19 protein-coding genes are annotated in these 25,663 nt (G+C 72.0%); 10 read left to right on the forward strand and 9 right to left on the reverse strand.

Features of this window, described 5'->3' with window-relative positions; translation table 11 throughout:
• Positions 1-258 precede the first annotated feature (258 nt).
• From ADK52_RS07420 to ADK52_RS07430, 3 genes are read left to right on the forward strand one after another with little or no spacing between them, the layout of a single operon-like run.
• A complete protein-coding gene (locus ADK52_RS07420; RefSeq protein WP_053688973.1) occupies positions 259-465 on the forward strand; it encodes a hypothetical protein in 207 nt (68 codons plus the stop codon).
• A gap of 22 nt (positions 466-487) precedes the next feature.
• Complete coding sequence (locus tag ADK52_RS07425) at positions 488-2,497, forward strand: 4-alpha-glucanotransferase (RefSeq protein WP_053688974.1); 2,010 nt, start codon at positions 488-490, stop codon at positions 2,495-2,497.
• Between the two features lie 20 nt (positions 2,498-2,517).
• Positions 2,518-2,757, forward strand: coding sequence for a hypothetical protein (locus tag ADK52_RS07430; protein WP_053688975.1), 240 nt, complete (start codon positions 2,518-2,520; stop codon positions 2,755-2,757).
• An 85-nt stretch (positions 2,758-2,842) separates the two neighbouring features.
• Here ADK52_RS07430 and ADK52_RS07435 read toward each other — a convergent pair whose 3' ends face one another.
• Positions 2,843-3,367, reverse strand: coding sequence for a MarR family winged helix-turn-helix transcriptional regulator (locus ADK52_RS07435; RefSeq protein ID WP_053688976.1), 525 nt, complete (start codon positions 3,365-3,367; stop codon positions 2,843-2,845).
• A 111-nt stretch (positions 3,368-3,478) separates the two neighbouring features.
• Here ADK52_RS07435 and ADK52_RS07440 point away from each other — a divergent pair, with 111 nt between their 5' ends.
• The 3 genes from ADK52_RS07440 (at position 3,479) to ADK52_RS07450 (ending at position 6,321) form a co-directional block, all read left to right on the forward strand.
• Positions 3,479-4,414 carry an EamA family transporter gene (locus ADK52_RS07440; RefSeq protein ID WP_053688977.1) on the forward strand — a complete coding sequence of 312 codons (936 nt, stop codon included), beginning with the start codon at positions 3,479-3,481 and terminating at the stop codon, positions 4,412-4,414.
• 61 nt (positions 4,415-4,475) lie between these two features.
• Positions 4,476-5,405 carry a DMT family transporter gene (locus ADK52_RS07445; RefSeq protein ID WP_053689054.1) on the forward strand — a complete coding sequence of 310 codons (930 nt, stop codon included), beginning with the start codon at positions 4,476-4,478 and terminating at the stop codon, positions 5,403-5,405.
• 10 nt (positions 5,406-5,415) lie between these two features.
• A complete protein-coding gene (locus tag ADK52_RS07450; RefSeq protein ID WP_053688978.1) occupies positions 5,416-6,321 on the forward strand; it encodes a LysR family transcriptional regulator in 906 nt (301 codons plus the stop codon).
• A gap of 129 nt (positions 6,322-6,450) precedes the next feature.
• On the opposite strand, the gene pepN (ADK52_RS07455) is transcribed toward ADK52_RS07450, so the two are convergent.
• Positions 6,451-9,036, reverse strand: a complete 2,586-nt coding sequence (gene pepN / locus ADK52_RS07455; RefSeq protein ID WP_053688979.1) for an aminopeptidase N — start codon at positions 9,034-9,036, stop codon at positions 6,451-6,453.
• A gap of 141 nt (positions 9,037-9,177) precedes the next feature.
• On the opposite strand from pepN (ADK52_RS07455), the gene ADK52_RS07460 reads away from it, so the two are divergent.
• Positions 9,178-9,717 carry a DUF1203 domain-containing protein gene (locus tag ADK52_RS07460; RefSeq protein WP_053688980.1) on the forward strand — a complete coding sequence of 180 codons (540 nt, stop codon included), beginning with the start codon at positions 9,178-9,180 and terminating at the stop codon, positions 9,715-9,717.
• 65 nt (positions 9,718-9,782) lie between these two features.
• Here ADK52_RS07460 and ADK52_RS07465 read toward each other — a convergent pair whose 3' ends face one another.
• Positions 9,783-10,811, reverse strand: coding sequence for an aspartate-semialdehyde dehydrogenase (locus ADK52_RS07465; RefSeq protein WP_053688981.1), 1,029 nt, complete (start codon positions 10,809-10,811; stop codon positions 9,783-9,785).
• 252 nt (positions 10,812-11,063) lie between these two features.
• Here ADK52_RS07465 and ADK52_RS07470 point away from each other — a divergent pair, with 252 nt between their 5' ends.
• Positions 11,064-12,566, forward strand: coding sequence for a M28 family metallopeptidase (locus ADK52_RS07470; RefSeq protein ID WP_053688982.1), 1,503 nt, complete (start codon positions 11,064-11,066; stop codon positions 12,564-12,566).
• 90 nt (positions 12,567-12,656) lie between these two features.
• Here ADK52_RS07470 and ADK52_RS07475 read toward each other — a convergent pair whose 3' ends face one another.
• The 3 genes from ADK52_RS07475 to pepN (ADK52_RS07485) form a co-directional block, all read right to left on the reverse strand.
• Positions 12,657-15,983 (reverse strand): S8 family serine peptidase, encoded by a 3,327-nt coding sequence (locus ADK52_RS07475; RefSeq protein ID WP_053689055.1) that lies wholly within the window; start codon positions 15,981-15,983, stop codon positions 12,657-12,659.
• 405 nt (positions 15,984-16,388) lie between these two features.
• The gene (locus tag ADK52_RS07480) at positions 16,389-17,348 is read right to left on the reverse strand and encodes a hypothetical protein (protein ID WP_053688983.1); all 960 of its coding nucleotides are present in this window, start codon (positions 17,346-17,348) and stop codon (positions 16,389-16,391) included.
• Between the two features lie 161 nt (positions 17,349-17,509).
• Positions 17,510-20,080, reverse strand: a complete 2,571-nt coding sequence (gene pepN, locus ADK52_RS07485; protein ID WP_053688984.1) for an aminopeptidase N — start codon at positions 20,078-20,080, stop codon at positions 17,510-17,512.
• Positions 20,081-20,205: 125 nt separating this feature from the next.
• On the opposite strand from pepN (ADK52_RS07485), the gene ADK52_RS07490 reads away from it, so the two are divergent.
• Entirely contained in the window at positions 20,206-20,853 is a 648-nt protein-coding gene (locus tag ADK52_RS07490) for a DsbA family protein (RefSeq protein WP_053688985.1), read from the forward strand.
• 134 nt (positions 20,854-20,987) lie between these two features.
• Here ADK52_RS07490 and ADK52_RS07495 read toward each other — a convergent pair whose 3' ends face one another.
• From ADK52_RS07495 to ADK52_RS07505, 3 genes are all read right to left on the reverse strand, one after another.
• Complete coding sequence (locus ADK52_RS07495) at positions 20,988-21,644, reverse strand: superoxide dismutase (RefSeq protein ID WP_053688986.1); 657 nt, start codon at positions 21,642-21,644, stop codon at positions 20,988-20,990.
• Positions 21,645-21,803: 159 nt separating this feature from the next.
• Positions 21,804-23,219, reverse strand: a complete 1,416-nt coding sequence (locus ADK52_RS07500) for an amino acid permease (RefSeq protein ID WP_053688987.1) — start codon at positions 23,217-23,219, stop codon at positions 21,804-21,806.
• Positions 23,220-23,312: 93 nt separating this feature from the next.
• On the reverse strand, positions 23,313-24,623 hold the full coding sequence (locus tag ADK52_RS07505; RefSeq protein WP_234343514.1) for an amino acid permease: 1,311 nt from the start codon (positions 24,621-24,623) through the stop codon (positions 23,313-23,315).
• Between the two features lie 412 nt (positions 24,624-25,035).
• On the opposite strand from ADK52_RS07505, the gene ADK52_RS07510 reads away from it, so the two are divergent.
• Positions 25,036-25,617, forward strand: coding sequence for a biotin transporter BioY (locus ADK52_RS07510; protein ID WP_053688989.1), 582 nt, complete (start codon positions 25,036-25,038; stop codon positions 25,615-25,617).
• Positions 25,618-25,663: the final 46 nt, after the last annotated feature.

Consider the following 25,663-nt stretch of genomic DNA (forward strand, 5'->3'; position numbering starts at 1 on the left):
CCCCGGTCCGGCCCCCGCCCCGCCCCCCGAAGCCGGCGCGTGTGCCCGTCCGCCTGCCGCCGGCGCCTGCCCCGCCGCCCGCGCCTGCCGGCCCGCGCCGCCGCGGGCGGCGTCCGTCCCGGGGGTACGCGGGGGTTCTGACCCGGATGCGCCAGGAATGCGGCGCTGTCCACGGGGTATGGCTGCGATGTTCCCCGGCGGTGTTCCATGGTCCCTGACCCACCCTCACCCCCCGTACGGACAAAGGAGCAACCGCCCGTGAACACCGCATCCGGCACCCGTCACACCCCTCTGCTCGCCCACCTGCCCGCGCAGGCCGGGCCCGCAGAGGGGCCCCTCACCAGCGAGCCCCCGCTCGCCGGTTCCGCGCACGCGCCGCTGACCAGCGAGCCCCCGCTCGCCGAAGAGGCCCCGCTGACGAGCGAACCGACCCCGCCCGCCGCGGCCGCTGCCGCAGGCGACTAGACACAGGGACACAGGTACTCACATGGACGACCTCGCCCGGCTCGCGGCGCTGCACGGCGTCGCCACCACCTACCAGCCCGCCGAGGACGTCACCGTCCGGGTCCCGGAGGCCACCGTCGCCGCCGTGCTGCGGCAGCTGGGCGTGGACTGCGACGGCCCGGAAGCCGTACGGCGGCACCTGGCCGAAGCCGAGCGCGAGGCCTCGCACCGGCTGTTGCCGCCCGTGCTGGTGTGGTGGGCCGGGGCGCGGCCGCCCGCGGAGCTGGCCGCGCTCCCTCCCGGTACGCGGATCCGCCTGGAGGGCGAAGAGGCGGAGGGCGACGCGGCCGCGGGCGGGGTGTGGGACCGGGGCGCGGGCCGAGTGCCGCCGTTCGGGGTGCACCGGCTCGTCGCCGAGACCCCCGAGGGGCGCACCGGGGACGCCACGCTGATCGTGGCTCCGGAGCGGGCGCCCGCCGGGGGCGGCCGGGTGCACGGGGTGCTCGTGCAGCTGTACTCCCTGCTCTCCGAGCGGTCCTGGGGCATGGGGGACCTCGGTGATCTCGCCGCGCTCGCCCGGTGGGCCGGCCGGGCCCACGGGGCCGGGTTCGTCCAGGTCAACCCGCTGCACGCCGCCGTGCCCGGGGCGCCGACCGACCCCTCCCCGTACCGGCCCTCCTCGCGCCGCTTCCCCGACCCCGTCCACCTGCGGATCGAGGACGTCCCGGAGTACGCCGACTGCCCCGACCAGGAGGCCCTCGGCGAACTCGCCGGCCAGGGCGCCGAGCTGCGCCGCGAGGTGCTCGAAAAGGGGGCGCTGATCGACCGCGACGCCGTCTGGGAGCTGAAGCGCCGGGCCCTCGAACTGCTGTACGCCGCCCCGCGCACCCCCGAACGCGAGGCCGACTACCACCGGTTCTGCGCCGAGCAGGGTGCGGCGCTCGACCGGCACGCCGCCTGGTGCGCGGGCCGCGGTTCCGGAGGCGGGGCCGACTTCCACCGCTGGCTGGTCTGGCTGACGGACACCCAGCTCGCCGCCGCCCAGCGGGCCGCCCGCGAGGCCGGGATGCCGGTCGGCATCGTCCACGACCTCGCCGTCGGCGTGCACCCGCACGGCTCGGACGCCGAGGGCCCGTCCCTCTACGCGAAGGGCGTCTCCGTCGGCGCCCCGCCCGACGCCTTCAACGCGCGCGGCCAGGACTGGGGGCTGCCGCCGTGGCGGCCCGACCGGCTCGCGGCCACCGGGTACGAGCCGTTCCGGGCCCTGCTGCGCGGGGTGTTCCGCTACGCCGGCGCCCTGCGCATCGACCACGTCATGGGCCTGTTCCGGCTCTGGTGGATCCCGGAGGGCGCCCCGCCCGCCGACGGCACGTACGTCTCCTACGACGGCGAGGCGATGCTCGCGATCCTGGTGCTGGAGGCCCACCGGGCCGGGGCCCCGGTCATCGGCGAGGACCTCGGGACGGTGGAGCCGCGCGTCCGCGAGGCGCTGACCCGGCGCGGGGTGCTCGGCACCTCGGTCCTCTGGTTCGAACGCGACTGGGCGGGCGACGGGCAGCCGCTCTCCCCCGGGGCCTGGCGCGCCGACTGCCTGGCCACCGCCACCACCCACGACCTGCCGCCCACCGCCGCCAAACTGGCCGGCGGCCATGTGGAACTGCGCGACCGGCTGGGCCTGCTGACCCGCCCGGTAGCGGAGGAGCGGGCCCAGGACGCCGCCGACACCGCGCAGTGGCTGGACGTACTGGAGGGGCTCGGCCTGGACACCAAGGGCGAGGAGGCCGCCGTACGGGCCCTGTACGGCTTCCTGCTGCGCACCCCGGCCCGGATGGTCGGCGTATGGCTGCCCGACGCGGTGGGGGACCGGCGGCCGCAGAACCTGCCCGGGACCTGGGACCAGTACCCCAATTGGCGGCTGCCGCTCGCGGACTCGGCGGGACGGCCGCTGACCCTGGAGGCGCTCGCCGCCTCGCCCCGGGCGAACGCCCTGCTGAGCGCGGTGCGGGAGGGGGCGGGTGCCCGTACGGCACCCCCGGGCGCGCGCCTCGTTTAGGTGTTCGCTACGTTTGCACCGTGGACAAGAAGAACGCTCTGCGCGCCGGCGCCGTCACGGCCGGATCGACGCTGATGATGCTGCTCATGACGTCTCCCGCGCTCGCGGTGACCCGCGACGACGGCGACGACCCGGGCAACGGTCTGAGCATCGCCCAGACCCTCGGCCTCTACGTGGCCACGCCGATCGTGCTGTTCCTGATCATCGTGGGCCTGGTGATGGTCCTCGACAAGTCGGACAGGCCGCAGCCCACCAACTGAACAGACTGACCGACCGACCCGACCGGGTCGGTCCCCGTCAGGCCTCCGGGGCGGGGTGTCCCCCGGTGGCTCCCCCGTTGGCCCCCTAGACCTCGGCCATCAGCTTGCGGAGCAGGCCCGTCAGGACGGCGACCTCCTCGTCGCCGAGTCCCGCGAGCGCGGCCCGCTGCACCTCCAGCCCGGCGGCGACGGCCTCGTCGACGAGGGCGAGCCCGCGGTCGGTGATCGTCACCTGGAGCCCCCGCCGGTCGTGCGGATCGGGCTTGCGGCCGAGCAGGCCGGCCTTCTCCAGCTTGTCCAGGCGTCCGGTCATCCCGCCCGTCGTGAGCATGAGCGTGGCCGACAGCTGGCGCGGTGAGAGCGTGTACGGGGCTCCGGAGCGGCGCAGCGTCGCGACGACGTCGAACTCGCCGCGCGAGATCCCGTACCGGACGTAGGCCTGCTCCACGGCGTCGCCCATGGCGCGGGCGATCCGGTAGATGCGGCCGAAGACGGCCATGGGAGCGGTGTCCAGGTCCGGTCGCACCACGTGCCACTGGTTGATGATCGCGTCGACGGCGTCCGCGTGGACAGTTTCCCTGTCGGCGGTGTCCTTGTAGGCCTCGGTCATGAAGCGCAGTATCCGGCCTTCCTCCGATCGTTCGCAAGAAAGTAGCTTGCCTAAAAGTAGCTTAGGAGTAAGCTACTTTCTTGCAAGCAGCCTACTGGGGGAGCCACTGCCATGAAGCGTTTCGCCACCGTCGCCCTGACCGCCCTCGCCCCGATCTCCTGGGGCTCGACCTACGCCGTCGCCACCGAACTGCTCCCGCCCGACCGGCCCCTGTTCACCGGGGTCATGCGGGCCCTGCCCGCCGGACTCCTGCTCACCGCCCTGGCCCGCAGAATCCCGAGCGGCGCGTGGTGGTGGAAGTCCGCCGTCCTCGGCACGCTCAACATCGGCGCCTTCTTCCCGCTGCTCTTCCTCTCCGCGTACCGGCTGCCCGGCGGGGTGGCGGCCGTCCTCGGCTCCGCCGGGCCGCTCTTCGTCGTCGGGCTCGCCGCCCTCGTCCTGGGGGAACGGGCGCGGCTGCGGACCGTACTCGCGGCCGTCGCGGGGGCGTTCGGCGTGAGCATGGTCGTCCTGACCGCCGCGGCCCGGCTGGACCTCGTCGGCATCGTCGCCGGCGTGGTCTCCTCCGCCTCCATGGCCGCGGGCACGGTCATGACCAAGCGGTGGGGGCGTCCGGAGGGGGTCGGCCCGCTGGCCCTGACCGGCTGGCAGCTCACGGCGGGCGGGCTGGTCATCATCCCCGTCGCGGCCCTGATCGAGGGGGCCCCGCCCGCGCTCGACGGCAAGGCCTTCCTCGGGTACGGCTACATGATGCTGATCAACACCGGCATCGCGTACTGGCTCTGGTTCCGCGGGATCGGCCGGCTCACCGCCGCCTCGGTCACCCTGCTGGGCCCGCTCTCGCCGCTCACCGCGGCGGTCATCGGCTGGGCGGCCCTCGGCCAGGCCCTGTCGCCCGTACAGCTGCTGGGCATGGCGATCGCCTTCGGGGCCACGGTCGCGGGCCAGCTGTTCGCCGCCGGAACGAAGGTGGAACCGTTCAGTTCTACTGAAAAGAATGATCGGAACATTTCGATGGACCTGACGGATGGCCCGGTGCGACGGTAGAGCCACTTCAGGCGAGACCTGATCAGACCAGCACCCGAGGGGGAGACACACCGTGGCCGTCATGGACAGGGTCCGTACCGGTACGCAGCACCAGCCCGAGGCCGGGCCCGGCGGCCGGGCGGCGAAGGGGTCCGCAGGACTCGGCCTCCTCCTCGCCCTGGTCGCGACGGTCGTCTGGTCCGGCAGCTTCGTCGCCACCCGGGGGATGGCCGACACCGTCCCGCCCGTCCAGGCCGTGTTCTGGCGCTGGGTCATCGCGGCCCTCGCCGTCGCCCCGTTCGCGGCCCGCCAGGCCTGGCAGCAGCGGGCGCTGATCCGCCGCCACCTCGGGTTCATCGCCCTCGCCTCGCTCTTCGGCGTCGCCCTGTACAACACGCTCGTGCACCAGGCCGGACTGACCACCTCCGCCTCCAACATGGGCATGATCATGGCCGCCTCGCCGGTCGTCATGGCGCTGTACGCCCGCCTCGGCGGTGAACGGCTCGGCGTCCGGCGGACCTTCGGGCTGCTGCTCGCCGCGTTCGGGGTGCTGCTGCTCGTCGGGGACGGCTCGCTCGGCTTCGACTTCGGGGCCGGCGACCTGTGGATGCTCGCCGCCGCGCTGTCGTTCGCCACGTACAGCGCGCTGCTCAAGCGCAAGCCCGCCGAGCTCGGCGGCCTCGCCTTCCTGATCACCACTTTCGTGCTCGGCGCGCTGATGCTGGCCCCCGCGTACGCCGTCTCCGTCACCGTCCAGGGCGGCTTCGAGCTCACCGCGGGCACCGGCGGCATGCTGCTCTACGTCGGCGTCATGTCCTCCGCGGTCGCCTTCTTCGCCTGGAACAAGGCCATCTCGCTCATCGGCGCCGCCCGGGCGGGAGTCGTCTACTACCTCCAGCCGGTCTGCGTCGCGGGCCTCGGCCTCCTGCTCCTGGGCGAGCGGACCGGCCCGGCGGAGCTGCTCTGCATGGCGCTGATCCTCGGCGGCGTGGGCCTGGGGGCCCGCCGGTAGGTTCGGTCCCATGACCGAGTGGGACATCAAGAAGCTGCGCATCCTGCGGACCCTGGCCGACCGGGGGACCGTGACCGCGACGGCCGAGGCGCTGCACATGACGCCCTCGGCTGTTTCGCAGCAGCTGACCAATCTCGCCCGGCAGCTGGGGGTGCCGCTGCTGGAGGCGCAGGGGCGCCGGGTCCGGCTCACGGACGCGGCGCACCTCGTACTGCGGCACGCGGAGGCGGTGTTCGCGCAGCTGGAGCGGGCGGACGCCGAGCTGGCCGGGTACCTGGCCGGGGACGCGGGGGAGGTCCGGATCGGGGCGTTCTCCACGGCCGTGCCCGTACTGGTGGTCCCGGCGGTGGCGGCGCTGCGCCACAGCCACCCGGGGGTGGAGGTACGGGTACGGGAGACCGAGGCGGCGCAGTCGTACGAGCTGCTGGCGGCCGGCGCCGTCGACCTGGCCCTCTCGCTGGCGGCGCACGCGCCGACCGCCCGGGACCCGCGGTTCACCCGCATCACGCTGCTGGAGGACCCCCTCGACGTGGCCCTGCCGCCGGACCACCCGCTGGCGGCCGCCCCGGCCCTGCGGCTGGCGGACCTGTCCGGCGATCCGTGGATCTACGGGGGCAGCGGCCCCTGGCAGGAGATCGCCCGCAACGCCTGCGAGGCGGCCGGATTCGTCCCGGAACAGGCGCACTCGGCGTCCGGCTGGACCGCGATCCTGGCCATGGTCGAGGCCGGGATGGGCGTGGCCCTGGTCCCCCGCATGGTGTCGAGCCGTGCCTCGGGGGTGGCGGTGCGGGTCCTGACCCACGACCGCCCCACCCGTCACGTCCTGGCGGCCACCCGCCGCGGCGGCGAAGGCGCCCCGGCCGTGTCCAGGGTCCTGGCCGCCCTCCGGGCCGTGGCCGCGCAGCGCACCCCGTGAGCACGCGTCGAACCCCGCGACCGAACGCCGAACCCCGTGACCGAACGCCGGTGCCCGTGACCGAACGCCGGTGCCCCGGCCCCGCGGGAGCGGGGGCCGGGGCACCGGACTGTCAGGCTGCGGGGCGGCTCAGGAAGCCGAGGCCGCGTCCGCGGACTGGGCCTTGAGCGCGCGCTCCACGCCCGAGCGGGACTCCGAGACCAGGCGGCGCAGGGCCGCGTTCGGCTCGGCCGAGGCCAGCCAGGCGTCCGTCGCCGCCAGGGTCTCCGGGGAGACCTGGAGCGAGGGGTACAGGCCCACCGCGATCTGCTGGGCGATCTCGTGGCTGCGGTTCTCCCAGATCCCCTTGACCACCGCGAAGAACTTCTCGGTGTACGGGGCCAGCAGCTCGCGCTGGTCGGTCTGGACGAAGCCGCCGATCACCGCTTCCTGCACCGCGTTCGGCAGGTCCGCGGACTCCACCACCGAGGCCCACGCCTTCGCCTTGGCCTCCGCCGTCGGACGCGCGGCCCGCGCCGTGGCCGCGTGGCGCTCGCCCGCCGCCGTACGGTCGCGCTCCAGCTCCGCGTCGATGGCCGCGTCGCCCAGGACACCCGTCGCGACGAGGCGCTCCAGGAACGCCCACCGCAGCTCGGTGTCCACGACCAGGCCCTCGATCTCCGCCGCACCGTCCAGCAGCGCGGAGAGGTACGTCAGCTGCCCCTCGGTGCGGGCCGTCGCCGCGAACGCGCGCGCCCACGCCAGCTGGTGGTCGCTGCCCGGCTCGGCGCCGCGCAGGTTCTCCAGCGCGGCCTCGGTCCAGGTCGTCAGGCCCTGCTCCCGCCACGCCGGGTCGGCGTACAGGTCCACGGCCAGCTTCACCTGCCGGTGCAGCGACTGGACGACGCCGATGTCCGACTCCTTGCCGATGCCCGACAGGACCAGGGCGAGGTAGTCGCGCGTCGCCAGCTCGCCGTCGCGGGTCATGTCCCAGGCCGAGGCCCAGCACAGCGCCCGCGGCAGCGACTCGGTGAAGTCGCCGAGGTGCGCGGTGACGTTCTCCAGCGAGACCTCGTCCAGGCGGACCTTGGCGTACGACAGGTCGTCGTCGTTCAGCAGCACGACGGCCGGACGGGTCCGGCCGACCAGCTCCGGAACCGCGGTCAGCTCGCCGTCGATGTCCAGCTCGATGCGGTCCGTACGGACGAGCTTGCCGGCGGCGTCCAGGTCGTACAGGCCGATAGCGATGCGGTGCGGGCGCAGCGTCGGCTCGCCCTTCGCACCCGCGGGCAGCGCCGGGGCTTCCTGGCTGACCGCGAACGCGGTGATGGTGCCGTCCGCCGCCGTCTCGATGCGGGGGCGCAGGACGTTGATGCCGGCCGTCTCCAGCCACGCCTTCGACCAGGCGGTCAGGTCGCGGCCCGAGGTCTCCTCCAGGGCGCCCAGCAGGTCCGACAGGCGCGTGTTCCCGAACGCGTGCGCCTTGAAGTACGCCTGCACGCCCTTGAAGAAGGCGTCCGTGCCCACGTAGGCGACGAGCTGCTTGAGCACCGAGGCGCCCTTGGCGTACGTGATGCCGTCGAAGTTGACCAGGACGTCGTCCAGGTCACGGATGTCGGCCATGATCGGGTGCGTGGACGGCAGCTGGTCCTGCCGGTACGCCCAGGTCTTCATCGAGTTGGCGAAGGTGGTCCACGCGTGCGGCCACTTCGTGCCCTCGGCGGAGGCCTGGCAGGCGACCGAGGTGTACGTCGCGAACGACTCGTTCAGCCACAGGTCGTTCCACCACTCCATGGTGACCAGGTCGCCGAACCACATGTGCGCGAGCTCGTGCAGGATCGTCTCGGCGCGGCCCTCGTACGCCGCGTCCGTCACCTTCGAGCGGAAGACGTACTGGTCGCGGATGGTGACCGCGCCCGCGTTCTCCATCGCGCCCGCGTTGAACTCGGGGACGAAGAGCTGGTCGTACTTGGCGAACGGGTAGTCGTACGCGAACTTCTCCTGGAACCAGTCGAAGCCCTGGCGGGTCACGTCGAAGATCGCCTCGGCGTCCAGGAACTCGGCGAGCGACGGCCGGCAGTAAATGCCCAGCGGCACCGACTGGCCGTTCGGGCCCTCGTACGAGCTGTGCACCGCGTGGTACGGGCCGGCGATCAGGGCCGTGATGTACGTGGAGATGCGCGGCGTCGGCTCGAAGCGCCAGACGTTGTCCTTGACGTCCGCGGCATCCGGCGTCGGAGAGTTCGAGATGACCGTCCAGCCCTCGGGGGCCGTCACGGTGAACTGGAACGTCGCCTTCAGGTCGGGCTGCTCGAAGCTGGCGAACACGCGCCGCGCGTCCGGCACCTCGAACTGGGTGTACAGGTAGGCCTGCTGGTCGACCGGGTCGACGAAGCGGTGCAGGCCCTCGCCCGTGTTGGTGTAGGCGCAGTCCGCGACGACGCGGAGCTCGTTGGCGCCGGCCGCGAGGTGGTGCAGCGCGATGCGCGAGTCCCGGAAGACCTCGGCCACGTCCAGCGACTTGCCGTTCAGGACGACCTCGTGCACGGCCGGGGCGACCAGGTCGATGAAGGTCTCGGCGCCGGCCTCGGCCGACTGGAACCGCACGGTGGTCACGGACGGGTACGTGCCGCCCTCCTGCGCACCGCTGAGATCGAGTTCGACCTCGTACGAGTCGACGGTGAGCAGCTTCGCCCGCTGCTGAGCCTCTTCACGGGTGAGATTCGTGCCAGGCACGCGGTCATCTCCTTTGATGGTGACGTTGCCCCGCCATCCTTCCACGTGGCGCCGACCAGGCGCCTTCGAGTAATCCACGGGCGAAACTCGACGTCCGATTTCCGCCAGCTTCGCCGCTTCCGGGCGCGCACTCTGGACGCCATGACCACACGATTCGCACCCTCCGCGCCCCGAACGGCGCTCCACGCGGTACGTCCCATCGCCCCCGCCGCACTCGCCGCACTGCGCGTCCGTGACGACGCCGGCCGCCCCTGCCTGCCGTACGAGGACCCCGAGGGCGGCGCCCCGCTGCGCTGCTGCCTGCGCCGCAGCCGCCCCGGCGAGCGGATCGCACTCGTCTCGTACGCGCCGCTGCGCCGCTGGGCGGCCGAGCACGGCGCCGACCCGGGCGCGTATGACGAGCAGGGGCCGGTGTTCATCCACGCCGCCGACTGCGGTGGCCCGGCCGAGGCCCCCGGGTACCCCTTCGCCCACCCCGGGGCACTGCGCACGGCCCGCCGCTACGACGCCGCGGGGCACATCCTCGGCGGTCGCGCCCTGTCCCCGGGCGCGACCGCCGAGGAAGCCGACGCGGTGCTGGAGGAGGCGTTGGCGCAGGCCTTCGCGGACCCGGAGGTCGCGCTCGTGCACGTGCGCGCCACCGAGTTCGGCTGCTTCCTCTTCGAGGCCCGCAGGCCCTGACGGGCGGCGGGAACGCAGGAGGGGGCGGCACCGGCCGGTGCCGCCCCCTCCTCGCGCGACCGGGATCAGCCGCGGAGCTCCTCGGCGATCAGCTCGGCGATCTGCACCGCGTTCAGGGCCGCGCCCTTGCGGAGGTTGTCGTTCGAGACGAACAGCGCGAGGCCGTTCTCGACCGTCTCGTCGACGCGGATGCGGCCCACGTACGAGGCGTCCTTGCCCGCCGCCTGGAGCGGGGTCGGGATCTCCGAGAGCTCGACGCCCGGGGCGTCCTTGAGCAGCTCGTACGCGCGCTCCACGCTGATCGGGTTCGCGAAGCGGGCGTTGACCTGGAGGGAGTGGCCGGAGAAGACCGGCACGCGCACGCAGGTGCCGGAGACCTTGAGCTCCGGGATCTCCAGGATCTTGCGGGACTCGTTGCGGAGCTTCTGCTCCTCGTCGGTCTCGAAGGAGCCGTCGTCGACCAGGTTGCCCGCGAGCGGGATCACGTTGTACGCGATCGGGCGCTTGTAGACGGCCGGCTCGGGGAAGTCCACCGCGCCGCCGTCGAAGGTCAGCTGGTCGGCGGCCTCGGAGACCGCGCAGGCCTGGCCCTTGAGCTCGGCGACACCGGCCAGGCCGGAGCCGGAGACGGCCTGGTAGGTGGTGGCGACCATCGACGTCAGGCCGGCCTCGTCGTGCAGCGGGCGCAGCACGGGCATCGCGGCCATGGTGGTGCAGTTCGGGTTCGCGATGATGCCCTTGGGGCGGTTCTTGACCGCGTGCGGGTTGACCTCGGAGACGACGAGCGGCACGTCGGGGTCGCGGCGCCAGGCGGAGGAGTTGTCGATCACGACCGCGCCCTGGGAGGCGACCTTCTCGGCGAGGGCCTTGGAGGTCGCGCCGCCCGCGGAGAAGAGGACGATGTCGAGGCCGGAGTAGTCCGCCGTGGAGGCGTCCTCGATGGTGATCTCCCGGCCCTCCCAGTCGAGGGTCGAGCCCGCGGAACGGGCCGAGGCGAACAGCCGCAGCTCGTCCACCGGGAACTTGCGCTCGGCGAGGATGCCGCGCATGACTGCGCCGACCTGACCGGTGGCTCCGACGATTCCGACCCTCACGGTGACTCCTTTTGCTCCGTACGACGCGGGCGCGCGTGAAGCCATCATGCGTTCGACCCCACGAGGCTTGTCCAATCCATTGTCCGAGGAACGGACAGTGTCACGCGTGTGAACCCCCGTGACACGTTCGTGGCGGCCGTGTTGCACCCCCGCCGAACGCCCCTTTCGCCAGGTCGCGGCTGGTTACGGTCCGGTCTGTCGCGTCCGCTCGCCGGACGGGCGTTCCGCATATCGAACTCGGGGAGAACCACCGTGCGCGCCATCCGCCACAGCCACCGCCACCGCCGCCGGTCCATACCGGCGCTCGCCGCCCTCGCGGCGGCCGCCGTCGCCGCACCCGTCCTGCTGGCCGCCACCCCGGCGGCCGCCCATCCGCGCGAGGGCAGGCTGGCCAAGGAGCTGGTGTCGGAGGTCACCGCCCGCGGTGCCTACCGCCACCTGGCCAGGTTCCAGCAGATCGCCGAGGCCAACGGAGGCAACCGGGCGGCCGGCACGCCCGGCCACGCCGCCTCGGCCGCGTACGTGCACGACACCCTCCGGAAGGCCGGGTACCAGGTCGCGTACCAGGACTTCGACATCTACGAGGCGCACACGAAGACGGAGAGGACCACCGTCCTCGCGGGCGTCGACGGCGCGCCGCGCGAGCTGGCCACCGCCGCCTTCACCTTCACCAAGTCCACCCCGGCCGGCGGCCTGACCGCCCCGCTCGCCCTCGCCCGGGTCGACGAGACCCCGGGCTGCGACGCCGCCGACTACCCGGCCGGGGCCTTCACCGGGAGGATCGCCCTGGTCAAGCGCGGCTCCTGCACCTTCGCGGAGAAGCAGAAGGCCGCCGCCGCGGCCGGCGCCCTCGGCGTGATCGTCTACAACCACAGCGGGACCACCCCGGTGCGGGGCGGGTTCTCCTCGCCCGCCGAGGGGATCATCCCGAGCGCCGGACTGACCCTCGCCGACGGCGAGGCGCTGGCCGCGGCCGCGGCCGCGGGCGAGGTGACCGTACGGCTGGACCTGGACCAGGAGCACGTGAAGAAGACCACCCGCAACGTGGTCGCCGAGACCAGGGGCGGCCGCTCCGACCGCGTCGTCACCGTCGGCGCCCACCTGGACTCGGTCCCCGAGGGCCCGGGCATCAACGACAACGGCTCCGGCTCCGCGGGCCTGCTGGAGGTGGCCCTCAAGCTCGCGGACGAGGGCGCCAACAAGAAGGGCAAGGGCCCCGCGAACAAGGTCCGCTTCGCCTGGTGGTCGGCCGAGGAGCTCGGCCTGCTGGGCTCCGAGCACTACGTGGCGCAGCTGTCCGAGAAGCAGAAGAAGGACATCGCGCTCTACCTGAACTTCGACATGATCGCCTCGCCGAACCCGGTCCAGTTCGTCTACGACGGCGACGACTCGGACCGGGTCGGCGAGGGCGCGGGCCCGGCCGGCTCGGCGCAGATCGAGGCGCTCATCAACGGCTTCCTCGACACGAAGGGCAAGCCGCACGAGGGCAGCGACTTCGACGGCCGCTCGGACTACGGCCCGTTCATCGCGAACGGCATCCCGGCCGGCGGTACGTTCACCGGCGCCGAGGGCATCAAGACCGCCGAGCAGGCCAAGCGGTACGGCGGCACGGCGGGGGCCCCGTACGACCCGAACTACCACGGGGCGGGCGACACCCTGAAGAACCTGGACCTGAAGGCCTTCGACACCAACCTGGACGTCATCGCCCACGCGGTCGGCACGTACGCCCAGGACCTGAGCTCGCTGGGCAAGTAGCCGGCGCGCGGCCTCGCGGGGGGAACGGCGAAGGGGCGGGCGCCCGATCCGGGCGCCCGCCCCTCCGTCATGCGATCAGCCGGTCACCCGTTACGGGAGGACCTTCTCGATCTGGACGCTGCCGGTGCCGGCGGCGGTGCCGCGGGCGTTGAGCAGCTTGACCTCGCCGAAGAACTGACGGCCCTCGGGGGCCGGAGCGGCAGCGAGGACGTTCGCCGTGACGGACGCCGAGGCGCCGTTGGCGAGGTTCACCGCGGCGGCCTCGTCGACCTGGACGGCGCCCAGGGCGGACGAGAAGTACACGTCGCGGTAGTCGTACGTGGTGGACCCGGACGGAACGGCGTAGCCGTCCACCTGGATGGTGTAGGTGCCGGCGGCCGGGTTGAGCAGGGTCACGGCCTCGTCGGAGTCGCCGTCGGCGGAGGAGCCGACCTTCACGCCGTCCTTGAGGACGGTGAGGTCCAGGTCGGCACCGGTGTCGGAGACACCGCCGATGGCCACGTCCAGGCGGGAGACGCCCTCACCGATGGTGACGGTGCTCGTCTGGGTCTCGCCGTTCGCGATGGTCGGCTTGGCGACCTTCGCGGAGCCGAGCGCGCCGCCCTGGAGCTTGCCGCCGCTGATCGCCGCGGCGTCGTTCTTGATGGTCCACTGGACCGGGGCGGGGGTGCCCTGCTTCACCTCGGGCAGGACCTTGACCGCCGGGTCGAAGGCCGCGCCGAGGACGCTGATGTCCAGCTTGAACGGGTTGTCGAGCAGCGGCGACGTACGGCGCGCCTCGACCTCGATCTCCCAGACGCCCGGCGTCGGGTTCGCGTACGAGCGCAGGTCGGGGCGGCACAGGTTGGCCGGGTTGTCGTAGTTCGGGTAGCACTGGGTGGTCGCGCTGTCCTCGACGCCCACACCGTACGGGTGGATCGAGATGAAGCGCGTCTGGCTGCCCGGCTTGAGACCGCCCAGGGCGACCTCGAGGGACTTCGCGCCCTGCGGGACGGTCACGAAGTACGACTTGTGGCTGTTGCGCTGCACGGAGGAGGTGTCAGACGTCGTGAACGACGGCTTCGCCAGCGGCGTGGAGGCGACGACCGTGGTCAGGATCTGCTTGTCGATGCCCTCGGTGGTCTCGTCGTCCAGCTGCAGGATGCCGCTGTGCACGCCGGCCGTCTTGGGCTTGGCCTCGACCTTGATGGTGACCGGCTTGTTCAGCGGCAGCGTGACGTAGTCGTAGTCGCCGAGGACCTTGAACGTGCCGTCGTTGTTGCGCCAGCTCAGGTTGTGCCGGGTGCCGTACTTGACTCCCGTGGTGCGGGTGACGACGACGTCGTAGACCTTCTTCTGGCCGACCTTGAGGCCGCCCTCGCGGTCGTAGAGGCCGGTGCCGAAGCCCGGGGTCTTCAGGAACTGGTCGATCGCGGTGTCGACCGGGGCCTTGACGGTGAACTCGTTGGCCTTGGCGTCGCGCTGGAGGGACTCCCACGCGTCGACGATGTTGATGAGGCCCGCGCCCTGGGCGTGCGCCGGGACGTCGTCGATCTTCTTCGCGGTGCTGGTGAGCGCCACGCGCAGGCTCGCCGGGGTGACCGTCATGTGGTGCTGCTTGGCGGCCGAGAGCAGCAGGGCGCTGGCGCCCGTCGCCTGCGGCGAGGACATCGAGGTGCCCTGCAGCATCGAGTAGCCGGCCGGCAGGTTGTAGCCGGCCTCCTTCACCGGGGAGCCGGGCAGCCAGGTCTGCGTGGTGTTGATGGCGGCGCCGGGGGCGGTGATGGTCGGCGTGAAGCCGCCGTCCTCACGCGGACCGCGCGAGGAGAACGGGAACATGTTGTACTTCTTGGTCACGCCGGAGCCGTAGTTCGCGGCCCAGGTCTCCTTGGAGACCGCGGCACCCACGGAGATGACCTTGTCCGCGAGACCGGGGTCGCCGATGGTGTTGACACCGGGGCCCTCGTTGCCCGCCGAGATGACGAGCTGGACACCGTAGGTGTCGATGAGGTTCTTGTAGAGCTCGGCGCGGGCGTTGTTGCCGTCGTTCAGCGCCGGCAGGCCGCCGATGGACATGTTGACGATGTCCACACCGCGGTTGACGACGAGGTCGATCATGCCCTCGGTCAGCGCGACGTTGGTGCAGCCGCCGGACCAGGAGCAGGCGCGCGAGGAGACGATCTTCGCGCCGGGCGCCTCGCCGTTCATCTTGCCGCCGAAGAGGCTGTTGGCGGCGGTGATGCCGGCGACGTGCGTGCCGTGCTCGGACTCGATGATGCCGATGTTGACGAAGTCGGCCTTCTTGCCGACCCAGTCCCCGCCCAGCGGGTCCATCGGGACGTCCTTGCGGATCTGGATCACGAACGGAATGCGCTCGGCGACGTCGGTCGCCGGGTTGTCCGTGCCGAAGTAGCCGATCTGGTAGCCGTCCTTGTACGGCTTCATCGGCTCGTTGTTCGTGAAGTCGCCGTCCTGGTCGGTGTCGACGCGGACGGTGCCGGCGGCGGCGTCGTAGAGCATGCCGAACCGGTCGGTGGTGTCCCCGTCCCGGTTGACGTCGCCCTTCGCGTCACCGGTGGCGGTGATCGACTCGCTGAACCGGCTCCACTGGTACGAGCCCTCCGGGGCCTTCCAGCTCTGGCCGCCCGCGGAGAAGGTGCCGCCCGCGGCCGTCACCGGGGTGATCTGCGCGCGCCAGGTGGCGTCGTTGTCCGTGATCGGGTCGGTCGCGGTGACCCAGTCGACGATCTTGCGCTCGCCGGTGGTGGTCTTCTGGAGCGCCGGGTGGCCGAGGTCGACGCCCGAGTCCAGGATGCCGATGGTCACGCCGCGGCCGTCGGCCTGCGGGTTCTTGGCGACGAAGTCCACCGCGCCCGTCTCGAAGGACGGGTTGTACGGGTTCTTCGCGGGGGTGTTCTTGTCCGGCCCCGGGTAGGTCTCGGAGGCGGTCTTCCCCACCGTCCCCGAGTCCTTGCCCGCGTCGGGACGCGGGTCCGAGAGCTGGATCTCGTGCTTGAGGTCCAGGGCGTGCACCGAGGACAGCTTCGCGGCCGCCTTCAGCGCGGCCTCGGCCTTGGCGGTCGGCAGCGTGGCGCGCACGTAGCCGAGCTTGTCGTTCGTCTGCCCGACGGAGGCGCCCTGGACCGCACCGAGCTGGTCGGCGACCTGCTTGGTCTGGCCGGGGGCGGTGGCCACCATGACGGTGACGGTCGCGTCACCCTTGGCCTTGGCCTGCTGGAGCAGCTCGGCGTCCGCCGAGCCGATCTTCTCGTCGGCGGACTTGACGGCCGGGCTCGTGCCCGGGGTGCCGGCGGGGCCGGTCGCCGCGAACACGGGCATCGCGCCCGCGGTCGCCAGCGCGGCGACCAGGCCGGCCGCGGCCGCGACACGCGCGACGCGTCTGGCCCCGGATATGGAGCTGGGGGATTCGAGGGTCATCAGCATCCCTGGATAAGTGAAAGATACGGTCCGGATTTCGGTGCCGGATGACCGGTCAGCTTTGCGCAACCGACCGCTCTTTGGGGAGGCTTGTCATTGACCGAGACCTGACATGGCGGACTCTCGCCAGCTCGGACCATGCGCCATCGAGGCCGTACCGGGGCGTACTCGTACGAATCACAGGGGTTGAAGAGTTTCTTTGTCGACTTCCCGACCTCGTCGCGCGGGTGGGGCGATGCGCGGTCTCAGATCGGGTGTGACAACTTCGGGCGTCTCAGCGCACGCGCGTGCGCGCGTTGTGTCGTCGGGGAGGCTCGCCGCCTTGGACGCGGCGGGTCTTCATCGGGGCCGGCCGGCAGGTCCGGGGCGAGCGTACGGGACCGGCCGGCCGGCCGGTCGCCCCTCTCACCTGGGGAGGACGACCAGGTACGCGGCCGGCTCGCGGTCGGCGGACGCCGTCAGCGCGGTCCGGACCACCGCGGCTTGCTGCTCGGGCCAGTCGCGCAGCTTGCGCGGGGTGATGTGCAGGACGGTCACCCCGAGCCGCTCCAGGGTCTCCCGCTTGCGGACGGCCTCCGAGAACTGCTCGTCCTCGCCCTGCCGGGGCGCGCGGGTGTCGATCTCCACGGCGACGGCCTGTTCGGGCCAGTACGCGTCGACCCCGCCGAGGTGCGGGCCGCCGGGCAGGCGCAGGTCCACGTTCCAGACCGGCTCGGGGAGTTCGTAGCCCCGTACGAGCTGGTACAGCCGGTCCTCGGCGATGGCCCGGCCCTCCGCGAGCAGGGACTCGACGGCGTCCACGACGTGGGAACGGTTCAGCAGCCGGGCCACCGTCAGCTCCCGTACGACGGCGGCGGGTTCGCAGTGCCCGCCGCGGACGGCCTCGCTGAGCAGGCGGCGTACGGTGCCCGCGTCGGAGAGCTGGGAGACCGCGTCGGCCAGCGCCCGGGCCACCGGGGCGACGGGGAGCCCGGTCACCTCCTGCGGGCGGGGCGGGGTGTGCGTCCGCACGATCCGGACGGTGCCGACGGAGCGGAGCCGGCGGGTGTGGGGCACCAGGACGTCGATCTGCGTGAGGGCGAGCAGCGCGGGCGCGGAGGCGAACCGGTACAGCGCGAGGGCCGCGAGCCCGGTGATCATGGCCTCGCCGCCGCGGCGGCCCGCGTACAGCAGGGCGGCGTGCAGGCGCTCCTCGCTGGTCGCGGCGCCGGGGTGGAGCAGGAACACCCCCGGCAGGATCTCCTGCCAGGGCCGTCCGGCGGCTTCGGAGGCGCTGACGCCGTGCTCGCGGAGCTGGGCGAGGCTCATCACGCGGGGGCGGTTGCCGGTGAGGTGGGCGAGGGGGAGGGGCGCGTTGTGGTTCATGCGGCGGAGATTCCCGCCCGCCCCGGCCCCGCTAACCCCTGTTACGTACCCGTCGACAAATCCGGACAAGACCGCACTAAAGTACGGCCGTTCGAAAGCCGATAGCGCCGTTCGCATGTCGCGGCGGGGCCGGTCCGCCCGGGCGGACCGCCGACGGCGTGCTAGACCGCGGCCGAGCCCGCGGCGGCCGCCGCGTCGCAGGCCTGCGCGCGCAGCGCCCGCGCCAGGTCGTCACGGGCCTCCAGCACCAGGCGGCGCAGCGCCGGAGCGGAGTCGGCGTGCGCGGCGAGCCAGGCGTCCGTGGCGGCCAGCGTCGGCTCCGAGTCCTCCAGCGAGGGGTACATCCCCTTCACCACGTGCATGCCGATCTGGATCGACCGGTCCGCCCAGATCCGCTCGATCACCTCGAAGTAGCGCCCCGCGTAAGGCGCCAGCAGGGCCCGTTGCGAAGGCTGCTGCATGCCCGCGATCGTCGCCTCCACCAGCGCGTTCGACAGGGCGTCCGACTCGACGACCGCCGCCCACGCCTGGTCCTTGACGGCCTCGGACGGCCGCGCCGCAAGGCAGCGCACCTGGTGCCGCTTGCCCGACGCCGTGTCGTCGCGCGCCAGTTCCGCCGTCAGCACGGCCTCGTCCACCGCGCCGTGCGCGGCCAGCGGCAGCAGGAAGTCCCACCGCAGCTCCTGGTCCACGTCGAGCCCGTCGATCCGGGCCGAACCGTCCAGCAGCCCCAGCAGCAGCTGGAAGTCGCCCTCCGTCGCCGCACCCGCCGCGAAGAAGCGGGCCCAGGTCAGCTGGTGTTCCGAGCCCGGCTCCGCCAGCCGCAGCTCCTGCAGCGCGACCGCCGACAGCACCCGGCCGCCCTGCTCGCGCCAGTCGGCCGCCGCGTAGTGCGTGACCGCCGTCAGCGCCTGCGTGTGCAGCATCTGGAGCACGCCGACGTCGCTCTCGCGGCCGGCGTGGGCCAGCACCATCGAGATGAAGTCGCGCGCCGGCATCAGCCCGTCCCGCGTCAGGTTCCACAGCGCCGACCAGCACAGCGCCCGCGCCAGCGGGTCCGCCACGCTCCCGAGCCGCTGGCGCAGCGTCGCCAGCGAGCCCTCGTCGAAGCGCATCTTGCAGTACGTGAGGTCGTCGTCGTTGACCAGCACCAGGTCGGGCCGCTCCTGCCCGGCCAGCTTCGCCACGACCGTGGAGGCGCCGGCCACGTCCGCCTCGGCCTGCGCGTAGCGGACCAGCGCGCCTTCCTCCAGCCGGTACAGGCCGACCGCCACCCGGTGGGGGCGCAGCTCGTCGCCCTCCTGGACCACCGACAGCTCGGTCACCCGGCCGCCCGCGTCGTACGTCACCACCGGAGTCAGCACGTTCACGCCGGCCGTCTGCAGCCATGCCCGCGACCACTCGGCCATGTCCCGCCCGGAGACCTCGCCGAGCACCGACAGCAGGTCGTCCAGCGTGGTGTTCCCGTACGCGTTGGCCTTGAAGTAGCGCCGCGCGCCCTCCAGGAACGCGTCCCGGCCCACGTAGGCGACGAGCTGCTTGAGCACCGCCGCGCCCTTGGCGTAGGTGATGCCGTCGAAGTTGAGCTTCGCGTCCTCCAGGTCACGGATGTCGGCCGTGATCGGGTGCGTGGAGGGGAGCTGGTCGGCCCGGTACGCCCACGCCTTGCGGTTGTTGGCGAAGGTCACCCATGCCTGGTCGAAGCGGGTCGCCTCCACCTGCGAGAACGAGCCCATGAAGTCCGCGAAGGACTCCTTCAGCCACAGGTCGTCCCACCACTTCATGGTGACGAGGTCGCCGAACCACATGTGGGCCATCTCGTGCAGGATCGTGTTGCAGCGGCGCTCGTACGCGGCCCGCGTCACCTTGCCGCGGAAGATGTACTCCTCGCGGAAGGTCACCATCCCCGGGTTCTCCATCGCGCCCAGGTTGTACTCGGGCACGAAGGCCTGGTCGTACTTCCCGAAGGGGTACGGGTAGTCGAAGTGCTCGTGGAAGAAGTCGAAGCCCTGCTTGGTGACGAGGAAGACGTCGTCCGCGTCGAAGTGCTTCGCCAGCCCCTTGCGGCACATCGCGCCCAGCGGGATCGTCAGGTCCCCGCGCGTGTAGGTGTCCGTCACGTAGTGGTACGGGCCCGCCACCACGCAGGTGATGTACGTGGAGATCGGCGCGGTCTCGGCGAAGCGCCGGGTCTGGCCCTCGCGGGACTCCTCGGCGCCGTTGCTCCAGACGTGCCAGCCCTCCGGCGCGGTCACCTCGAAGCGGTAGGGGGCCTTCAGGTCGGGCTGCTCGAAGTTCGCGTACACGCGGCGGGCGTCGGCCGGCTCGTACTGCGTGTAGAGGTAGACCTCGCCGTCCTCCGGGTCGACGAAGCGGTGCATGCCCTCGCCCGTCCGGCTGTACGCGCAGTTCGCGTCCACCACCAGGACGTTCTCGGCGGCCAGATCGGCCAGGGCGATCCGCGCCCCGTCGAAGACGGCGGCCGGCTCCAGCTCCCGCCCGTTGAGGGTGACGGAGTTCACCGACGGGGCGACGAGGTCGGCGAAGGTGGCCGAGCCGGGGGCCGCGGCCCGGAAGCGGATCGTGGTCACCGAGCGGAAGGTCCGGGGTCCCTCGGCCGGTTCGGCCTCGTCCACGGCTGACCTCAGGTCGAGGACCACCTCGTACCCGTCGACGGACAGCAGCTCGGCCCGCTCGCGGGCCTCGTCACGGGACAGATTCTCTCCGGGCACGTGCACTCCTTCGTGCGTGATCGCGATACCTGACGGAATCCTCGCACGGGGGAATGCGGGCGGCCCCGGCCTGGTTGGCGAGGGGGAAACACGACCAGTGATGCTCAAGCGACTCGAGGAGAGACATGGCCGACACCCAGGTGCGCGAGAAGACCCCGGTCGACTTCTGGTTCGACCCGCTCTGCCCCTGGGCCTGGATGACGTCCCGCTGGATGCTGGAGGTCGAGAAGGTCCGCGACGTCGAGGTGCGCTGGCACGTGATGAGCCTCGCCGTCCTCAACGAGAACAAGCTCGAAGAGCTGCCCGAGCGCTACCGCGAGATCCTCGGCCCCAAGGGCTGGGCCCCGGTCCGCGTCGTCATCGCGGCCCAGCAGAAGCACGGTGACGAGGTCACCGGCAAGCTCTACACCGCGCTCGGCACCCGGATCCACAACGAGGACAAGGGCGCGACCCGCGAGGTCATCGCCGAGGCTCTGGCGGAGGTCGGCCTGCCGGCCGAGCTGCTGGCCTACGCCGACTCCGACGAGTACGACCAGGTGCTGCGCGACTCCCACAACAACGGCATCGAGCGCGTCGGCCAGGAGGTCGGCACCCCGGTGATCTCCGTGCCCGGCGCCGAGGGCGACGAGGTGGCCTTCTTCGGCCCGGTCGTCACCCCGACCCCGCGCGGCGAGGCCGCCGCCCGGCTGTGGGACGGCACCCTGCTGGTCGCCTCCACCCCCGGCTTCTACGAGATCAAGCGCACCCGCACCAAGGGCCCGTCCTTCGAGTAGGGCTTGCGGCAGACCGTCCGGCGCATACAGAAGACCCCCGCAAGTCACGTCCTTGCGGGGGTCTTCCGTTGGACACGTCCGCACGCGAAGGCTGAGAAGACGATCACGAGGCGGACGGCTCGGTGGAGCTGTGATCAGCCCTTGACGGGGATCAGCAGCGGGGTGTTCGCCTTGGCGTCGGTGTAGCGCTTGGCCACGTCCTGCCAGTTGACGACGTTCCACATGGCTTCGATGAAGTCCACCTTCTGGTTCTTGTACTGCAGGTAGAAGGCGTGCTCCCAGGCGTCGAAGACCAGGATCGGGGTGCTGGCCATGCCCACGTTGCCCTGGTGGTCATAGATCTGCTCGACGACCAGACGGCCGCTGACGGGCTCGTACGCGAGCACGCCCCAGCCGGAGCCCTGCGTCGCGGAGGAAGCGAAGGTCAGCTGCTTCTTGAACTTCGCGAACGAGCCGAAGGACTCGGTGATCGCGTCGGCCAGGTCGCCGAGGCCGTCGGCCGCGGTGGGCTCGCCGCCGCCCTCGCCGGTCTTCGGGCTGGCCATGTTGTGCCAGTAGATGCTGTGCAGGATGTGACCGGAGAGGTGGAAGGCCAGGTTCTTCTCCAGGCCGTTCAGCGCGCCCCAGTTCTCCTTGTCCCGGGCCTCCGCCAGCTGCTCCAGCGTGGTGTTGGCGCCGGCGACGTAGGCCGCGTGGTGCTTGTCGTGGTGCAGCTCGATGATCTGCGGGTTGATCACCGGCTCCAGCGCCGCGTAGTCGTACGGAAGCTCAGGAAGCGTGTAGATGGCCATGCGTGTTATCCGGTCCCCTCAGCGTGCCAACTGCTTATTGCAATCAATGCGCAACTGCACGCTAGCAGTATCTATTCCGGCGATCACGTAAGGGTCGCCTCTGTAAACGCAGGTGGGCCCCGTGCGTTCGCACGGGGCCCACCGGGGACGGAGCGGATGTCAGCGGGCGGCCGCCGCCCGGCGCTGCATCGCGTAACCGGTCACCGCCAGGGCGACGGTGAGGCCGCCGGTGAAGACCACCTGGACCCGGGTGTCCTGGTCCAGGACCATCAGGACCAGGACCCCGGCCACCCCGGCCAGCGCCACCCAGGTCAGGTACGGGAAGCCCCACATCTTCACGACCAGCTTCTGCGGAGCCTCCCGCTCCAGCCTGCGCCGCAGCACGAACTGCGAGACGGCGATGAAGCCCCAGACGACGAGGATGACCCCGCCGACCATGTTCAGCAGCCAGGCGAACAGGGTGTCCGGGTACCAGTACGACAGCAGCACGGTGACGAAGCCGAACCCGCAGGAGGCGAGCACCGCGCGGCGCGGCACCCGGCCGCTGACCTTGCCCAGCGCCTTCGGGCCCTGGCCGCGGGCGACGAGCGAGTAGGCCATGCGCGAGGAGCCGTAGATGTTGGCGTTCATCGCCGACAGCAGGGCGATCAGGATGACCACGTTCATGATCTCGCCGGCGGCCGGGATCCCCAGGTGGTCCAGGGCGGCCGCGTACGGGCCGTCCTCGGTCACCGCCGGGTCGTTCCACGGCAGCAGCGTGACGATGATCAGCATGGAGCCGACGTAGACGATCGCGATCCGCCACATGGTGGTCTTCACGGCCCTGGCCACGCCCTTGACGGGGTTCTCCGACTCGGCCGCCGCGATGGTCACCGTCTCCAGGCCGCCGTACGCGACGACCGAGGCGAGCAGTCCGACCAGCAGGCCGTCCATGCCGTTGGGCAGGAACCCGCCGTCGTGCACCAGGTTGGCGGCGCCGGGGGAGGAGGTGCCGGGCAGCAGGCCCAGGACGGCCAGCACGCCCAGGCCCAGGAAGAGCGCGATCGCGCCGATCTTGAGGGCGGCGAACCAGAACTCGAACTCGCCGAAGTGGGAGACGGCGCCCAGGTTGGTGCCGCAGAACAGCGCCATGAAGGCCAGCACCCACATCCAGGACGAGGTGCCGGGGAACCAGCCGGTCATGATGTGCGCCGCGCCGATCGCCTCGATGGCCACGCCCACGCACAGCAGGGTCCAGAACATCCAGCCGGCCGTGAACCCGGCCCAGGGGCCGATCGCCCGGTCCGCGTGGACGGAGAAGGAGCCGGAGGCCGGGTTCGCGGCGGACATCTCGCCGAGCATCCGCATCACGAACATGACGAGCAGACCGGACACGGCGTACGCGATCACGATCGAGGGACCCGCGGCGGCGATGCCGGCGCCGGAGCCCACGAAGAGGCCGGCGCCGATGACCCCGCCGAGGGCGATCATCGAAAGGTGGCGCTGCTTGAGGCCGTTGCCGAGGGGGGATCCGCCGTCGGCCCGCGCTGCCGTGCCGTGCTGCTGCTCGGGGGGTGTGGTGGTGCTCTGACTCATGGGGCCATAGTGCCCACCGTCCGGTTATCGAACATTTTTTGTCCAATATCCGGACAGTGGGCTGCTGGGCTGCCGGGCTGCCGGGCGCGGGCGTCAGGCCGCCCGGCGCGCCCGGAGCTCGCGCACCCACGCCACCACGAGGACCGCCCCGGCCGCACCCGCGGACCACAGCAGCTGCGGCCGCGCCGCGTCGTCGAACAGCATCAGCACCAGGACCGCCGCCATGCCGAGCAGCGCCGCCCACGTCAGGTACGGGAAGCACCACATCCGCAGCGTCAGGCGCTCCGGCATCTCCCGCTCCAGCATCCGCCGCAGCTTCAGCTCCGAGACCGCGATCAGCGCCCACACGAACAGCAGCACCGAGCCGACCGCGTTCAGCATGTAGAGGAAGACCGTGTCCGGCCACAGCAGGTTCAGCACCACCGACACGAAGCCGAAGGCCACCGAGGCGAACACGGCCCGGCGCGGCACCCCGCCGCCCGACACCTTCAGCAGCGACTGGGGCGCCTCGCCGCGCTCGGCCAGCGAGAACACCATGCGCGAGGAGCCGTACAGGTTGGCATTGAGCGCCGACAGCAGCGCCACGAACACCACGATGTTCATGATCTGGCCGGCCCCCGGGATCCCGATGGAGTCCAGGACGGCGACGTACGGGCTCTGCCCCGGCTCCAGCGAGTGCCACGGCAGCAGGGTCACGATGACCACCATCGAGCCGACGTAGAAGAAGAGGATGCGCCACACGGCGCTGCGCACCGCGCGGGCCACGGATTTGGCCGGGTCGTCGGACTCGGCGGCCGCGATGGTGACGACCTCCAGGCCGCCGAAGGCGAAGATGACCGCGAGCATGCCGGCGACCACTCCGCCGAAGCCCTCGGGGAAGAACCCGCCCTGGCCGGTCAGGTTGGCCGTGCCGATGGGATCGGTGTCGGGCAGCAGGCCGAAGATCGCCAGGGTGCCGAGGATCAGGAAGAGGACGATCGCGCCGACCTTGAGGGCCGCGAACCAGAACTCGAACTCGCCGAAGTTCTTCACGGCGGCCAGGTTGCTCACGGTGAAGACCACCATGAAGATCAGCACCCAGACCCACTGGTCGACCGAGGGGAGCCAGCCGTTCGCGATCTTCGCCGCACCGGTGGCCTCCACCGCCAGCACCACGACCAGCAGGAACCAGTAGAGCCAGCCCGCCGAGAACCCGGCCCAGCGCCCCAGCGCCTTCTCCGCGTACACGGAGAACGAGCCGGAGGCGGGCATCGCCGCCGACATCTCGCCGAGCGCGCGCATCACCAGCATGGCGAGGGCGCCCGCGAGCAGGTACGAGCAGATGATCGCGGGGCCGGCGATGCCGATGCCGGCTCCGGAGCCGACGAACAGCCCGGCGCCGATCACGCCGCCGAGGCCCAGCATGGTCAGGTGGCGCTGCTTGAGGCTGTGGCTGAGGGGTTCCGCCGGCAACTCGGACCCGCCGGAAGGGTTGGGTCCCGTCGGTCCCGTCGGTCCTGTTGGAGGGGTGGTGGGCAAGCGGTCGCGCATGAGTGGATGCTCGTACTCTCGTGCTCGGCAGCGGCGGTGGGGGCTCCGCATTCGGGTTGGCGGGACCCTACAGTCTCGCCGGACGGCGCCCATCCGCGCAAAACGGACGTGTTGTCTGAATCTGGCTCGTGACGCGGATCACTCCCCCTCGGGTGTGGACCCGCCTCTTTGTGCACTCCCCACCAAAGCGGTGAGCAGGGCTTTGTCCCGGCCGGAGGTGGGGCGGCGCCCGGCCGCGCACTAGCGTCGGTGATCGTCCCGTCACCCTCACCCCGCGGAGCCTCCGATGAGCACTGCTTCCGTCTCCTTCCGCCCCGGCACCGTCCTGGCCGACCTGCTGCCCGCGAGCCGCGTCCGCGACATCGCGCTCGTCGCCGGCGGAGCCGCGCTCACCGGCCTCGCCGCGCAGATCGCCGTGCCCGTCCCCGGCTCCCCGGTCCCGGTCACCGGCCAGACCTTCGCGGCCCTGCTGGTCGGTACCGCGTTCGGTGCCCGCCGCGGCTTCCTCTCGCTCGCCCTGTACGCCCTCGTCGGCATGGCGGGCGTGCCGTGGTTCGCGGGCGGCACCTCCGGCGCGGGCGGCGCCTCGTTCGGCTACGTGCTCGGCATGCTCCTCGCCGCCACCGTCGTGGGCGCGCTGGCCCGCCGCGGCGCCGACCGCTCGGTCCTCCGTACGGCGGGCACGATGGCGCTGGGCTCGGCCCTGATCTACGCCGTGGGCGTGCCGTACCTGGCGCTGTCCACCGGGATGTCCTTCGGCGCGGCCGTCGCGGCGGGGCTGACCCCGTTCCTGATCGGCGACGCGCTCAAGGCGGCGCTGGCGATGGGCCTGCTGCCCGCCGCGTGGAAGCTGGCCGGCCGCAAGTAGCCCGCCCCCGTACGCGTACGGCGGACCCTCGCACGGCAGACACGGC

The organism is Streptomyces sp. WM6372 (assembly GCF_001279655.1).
Classification (GTDB): Bacteria; Actinomycetota; Actinomycetes; order Streptomycetales; family Streptomycetaceae; genus Streptomyces.

What these genes read in the sequence shown, in the direction of transcription:
- ADK52_RS07425 (WP_053688974.1), top strand. Translation starts at nt 488, where the DNA reads ATGGACGACCTCGCCCGGCTCGCGGCGCTGCACGGCGTCGCCACCACC.
- ADK52_RS07435 (WP_053688976.1), bottom strand. Translation starts at nt 3,367, where the DNA reads ATGACCGAGGCCTACAAGGACACCGCCGACAGGGAAACTGTCCACGCG.
- ADK52_RS07440 (WP_053688977.1), top strand. Translation starts at nt 3,479, where the DNA reads ATGAAGCGTTTCGCCACCGTCGCCCTGACCGCCCTCGCCCCGATCTCC.
- ADK52_RS07445 (WP_053689054.1), top strand. Translation starts at nt 4,476, where the DNA reads ATGGACAGGGTCCGTACCGGTACGCAGCACCAGCCCGAGGCCGGGCCC.
- ADK52_RS07450 (WP_053688978.1), top strand. Translation starts at nt 5,416, where the DNA reads ATGACCGAGTGGGACATCAAGAAGCTGCGCATCCTGCGGACCCTGGCC.
- ADK52_RS07460 (WP_053688980.1), top strand. Translation starts at nt 9,178, where the DNA reads ATGACCACACGATTCGCACCCTCCGCGCCCCGAACGGCGCTCCACGCG.
- ADK52_RS07475 (WP_053689055.1), bottom strand. Translation starts at nt 15,983, where the DNA reads ATGACCCTCGAATCCCCCAGCTCCATATCCGGGGCCAGACGCGTCGCG.
- ADK52_RS07480 (WP_053688983.1), bottom strand. Translation starts at nt 17,348, where the DNA reads ATGAACCACAACGCGCCCCTCCCCCTCGCCCACCTCACCGGCAACCGC.
- ADK52_RS07490 (WP_053688985.1), top strand. Translation starts at nt 20,206, where the DNA reads ATGGCCGACACCCAGGTGCGCGAGAAGACCCCGGTCGACTTCTGGTTC.
- ADK52_RS07495 (WP_053688986.1), bottom strand. Translation starts at nt 21,644, where the DNA reads ATGGCCATCTACACGCTTCCTGAGCTTCCGTACGACTACGCGGCGCTG.
- ADK52_RS07500 (WP_053688987.1), bottom strand. Translation starts at nt 23,219, where the DNA reads ATGAGTCAGAGCACCACCACACCCCCCGAGCAGCAGCACGGCACGGCA.
- ADK52_RS07505 (WP_234343514.1), bottom strand. Translation starts at nt 24,623, where the DNA reads ATGCTGGGCCTCGGCGGCGTGATCGGCGCCGGGCTGTTCGTCGGCTCC.
- ADK52_RS07510 (WP_053688989.1), top strand. Translation starts at nt 25,036, where the DNA reads ATGAGCACTGCTTCCGTCTCCTTCCGCCCCGGCACCGTCCTGGCCGAC.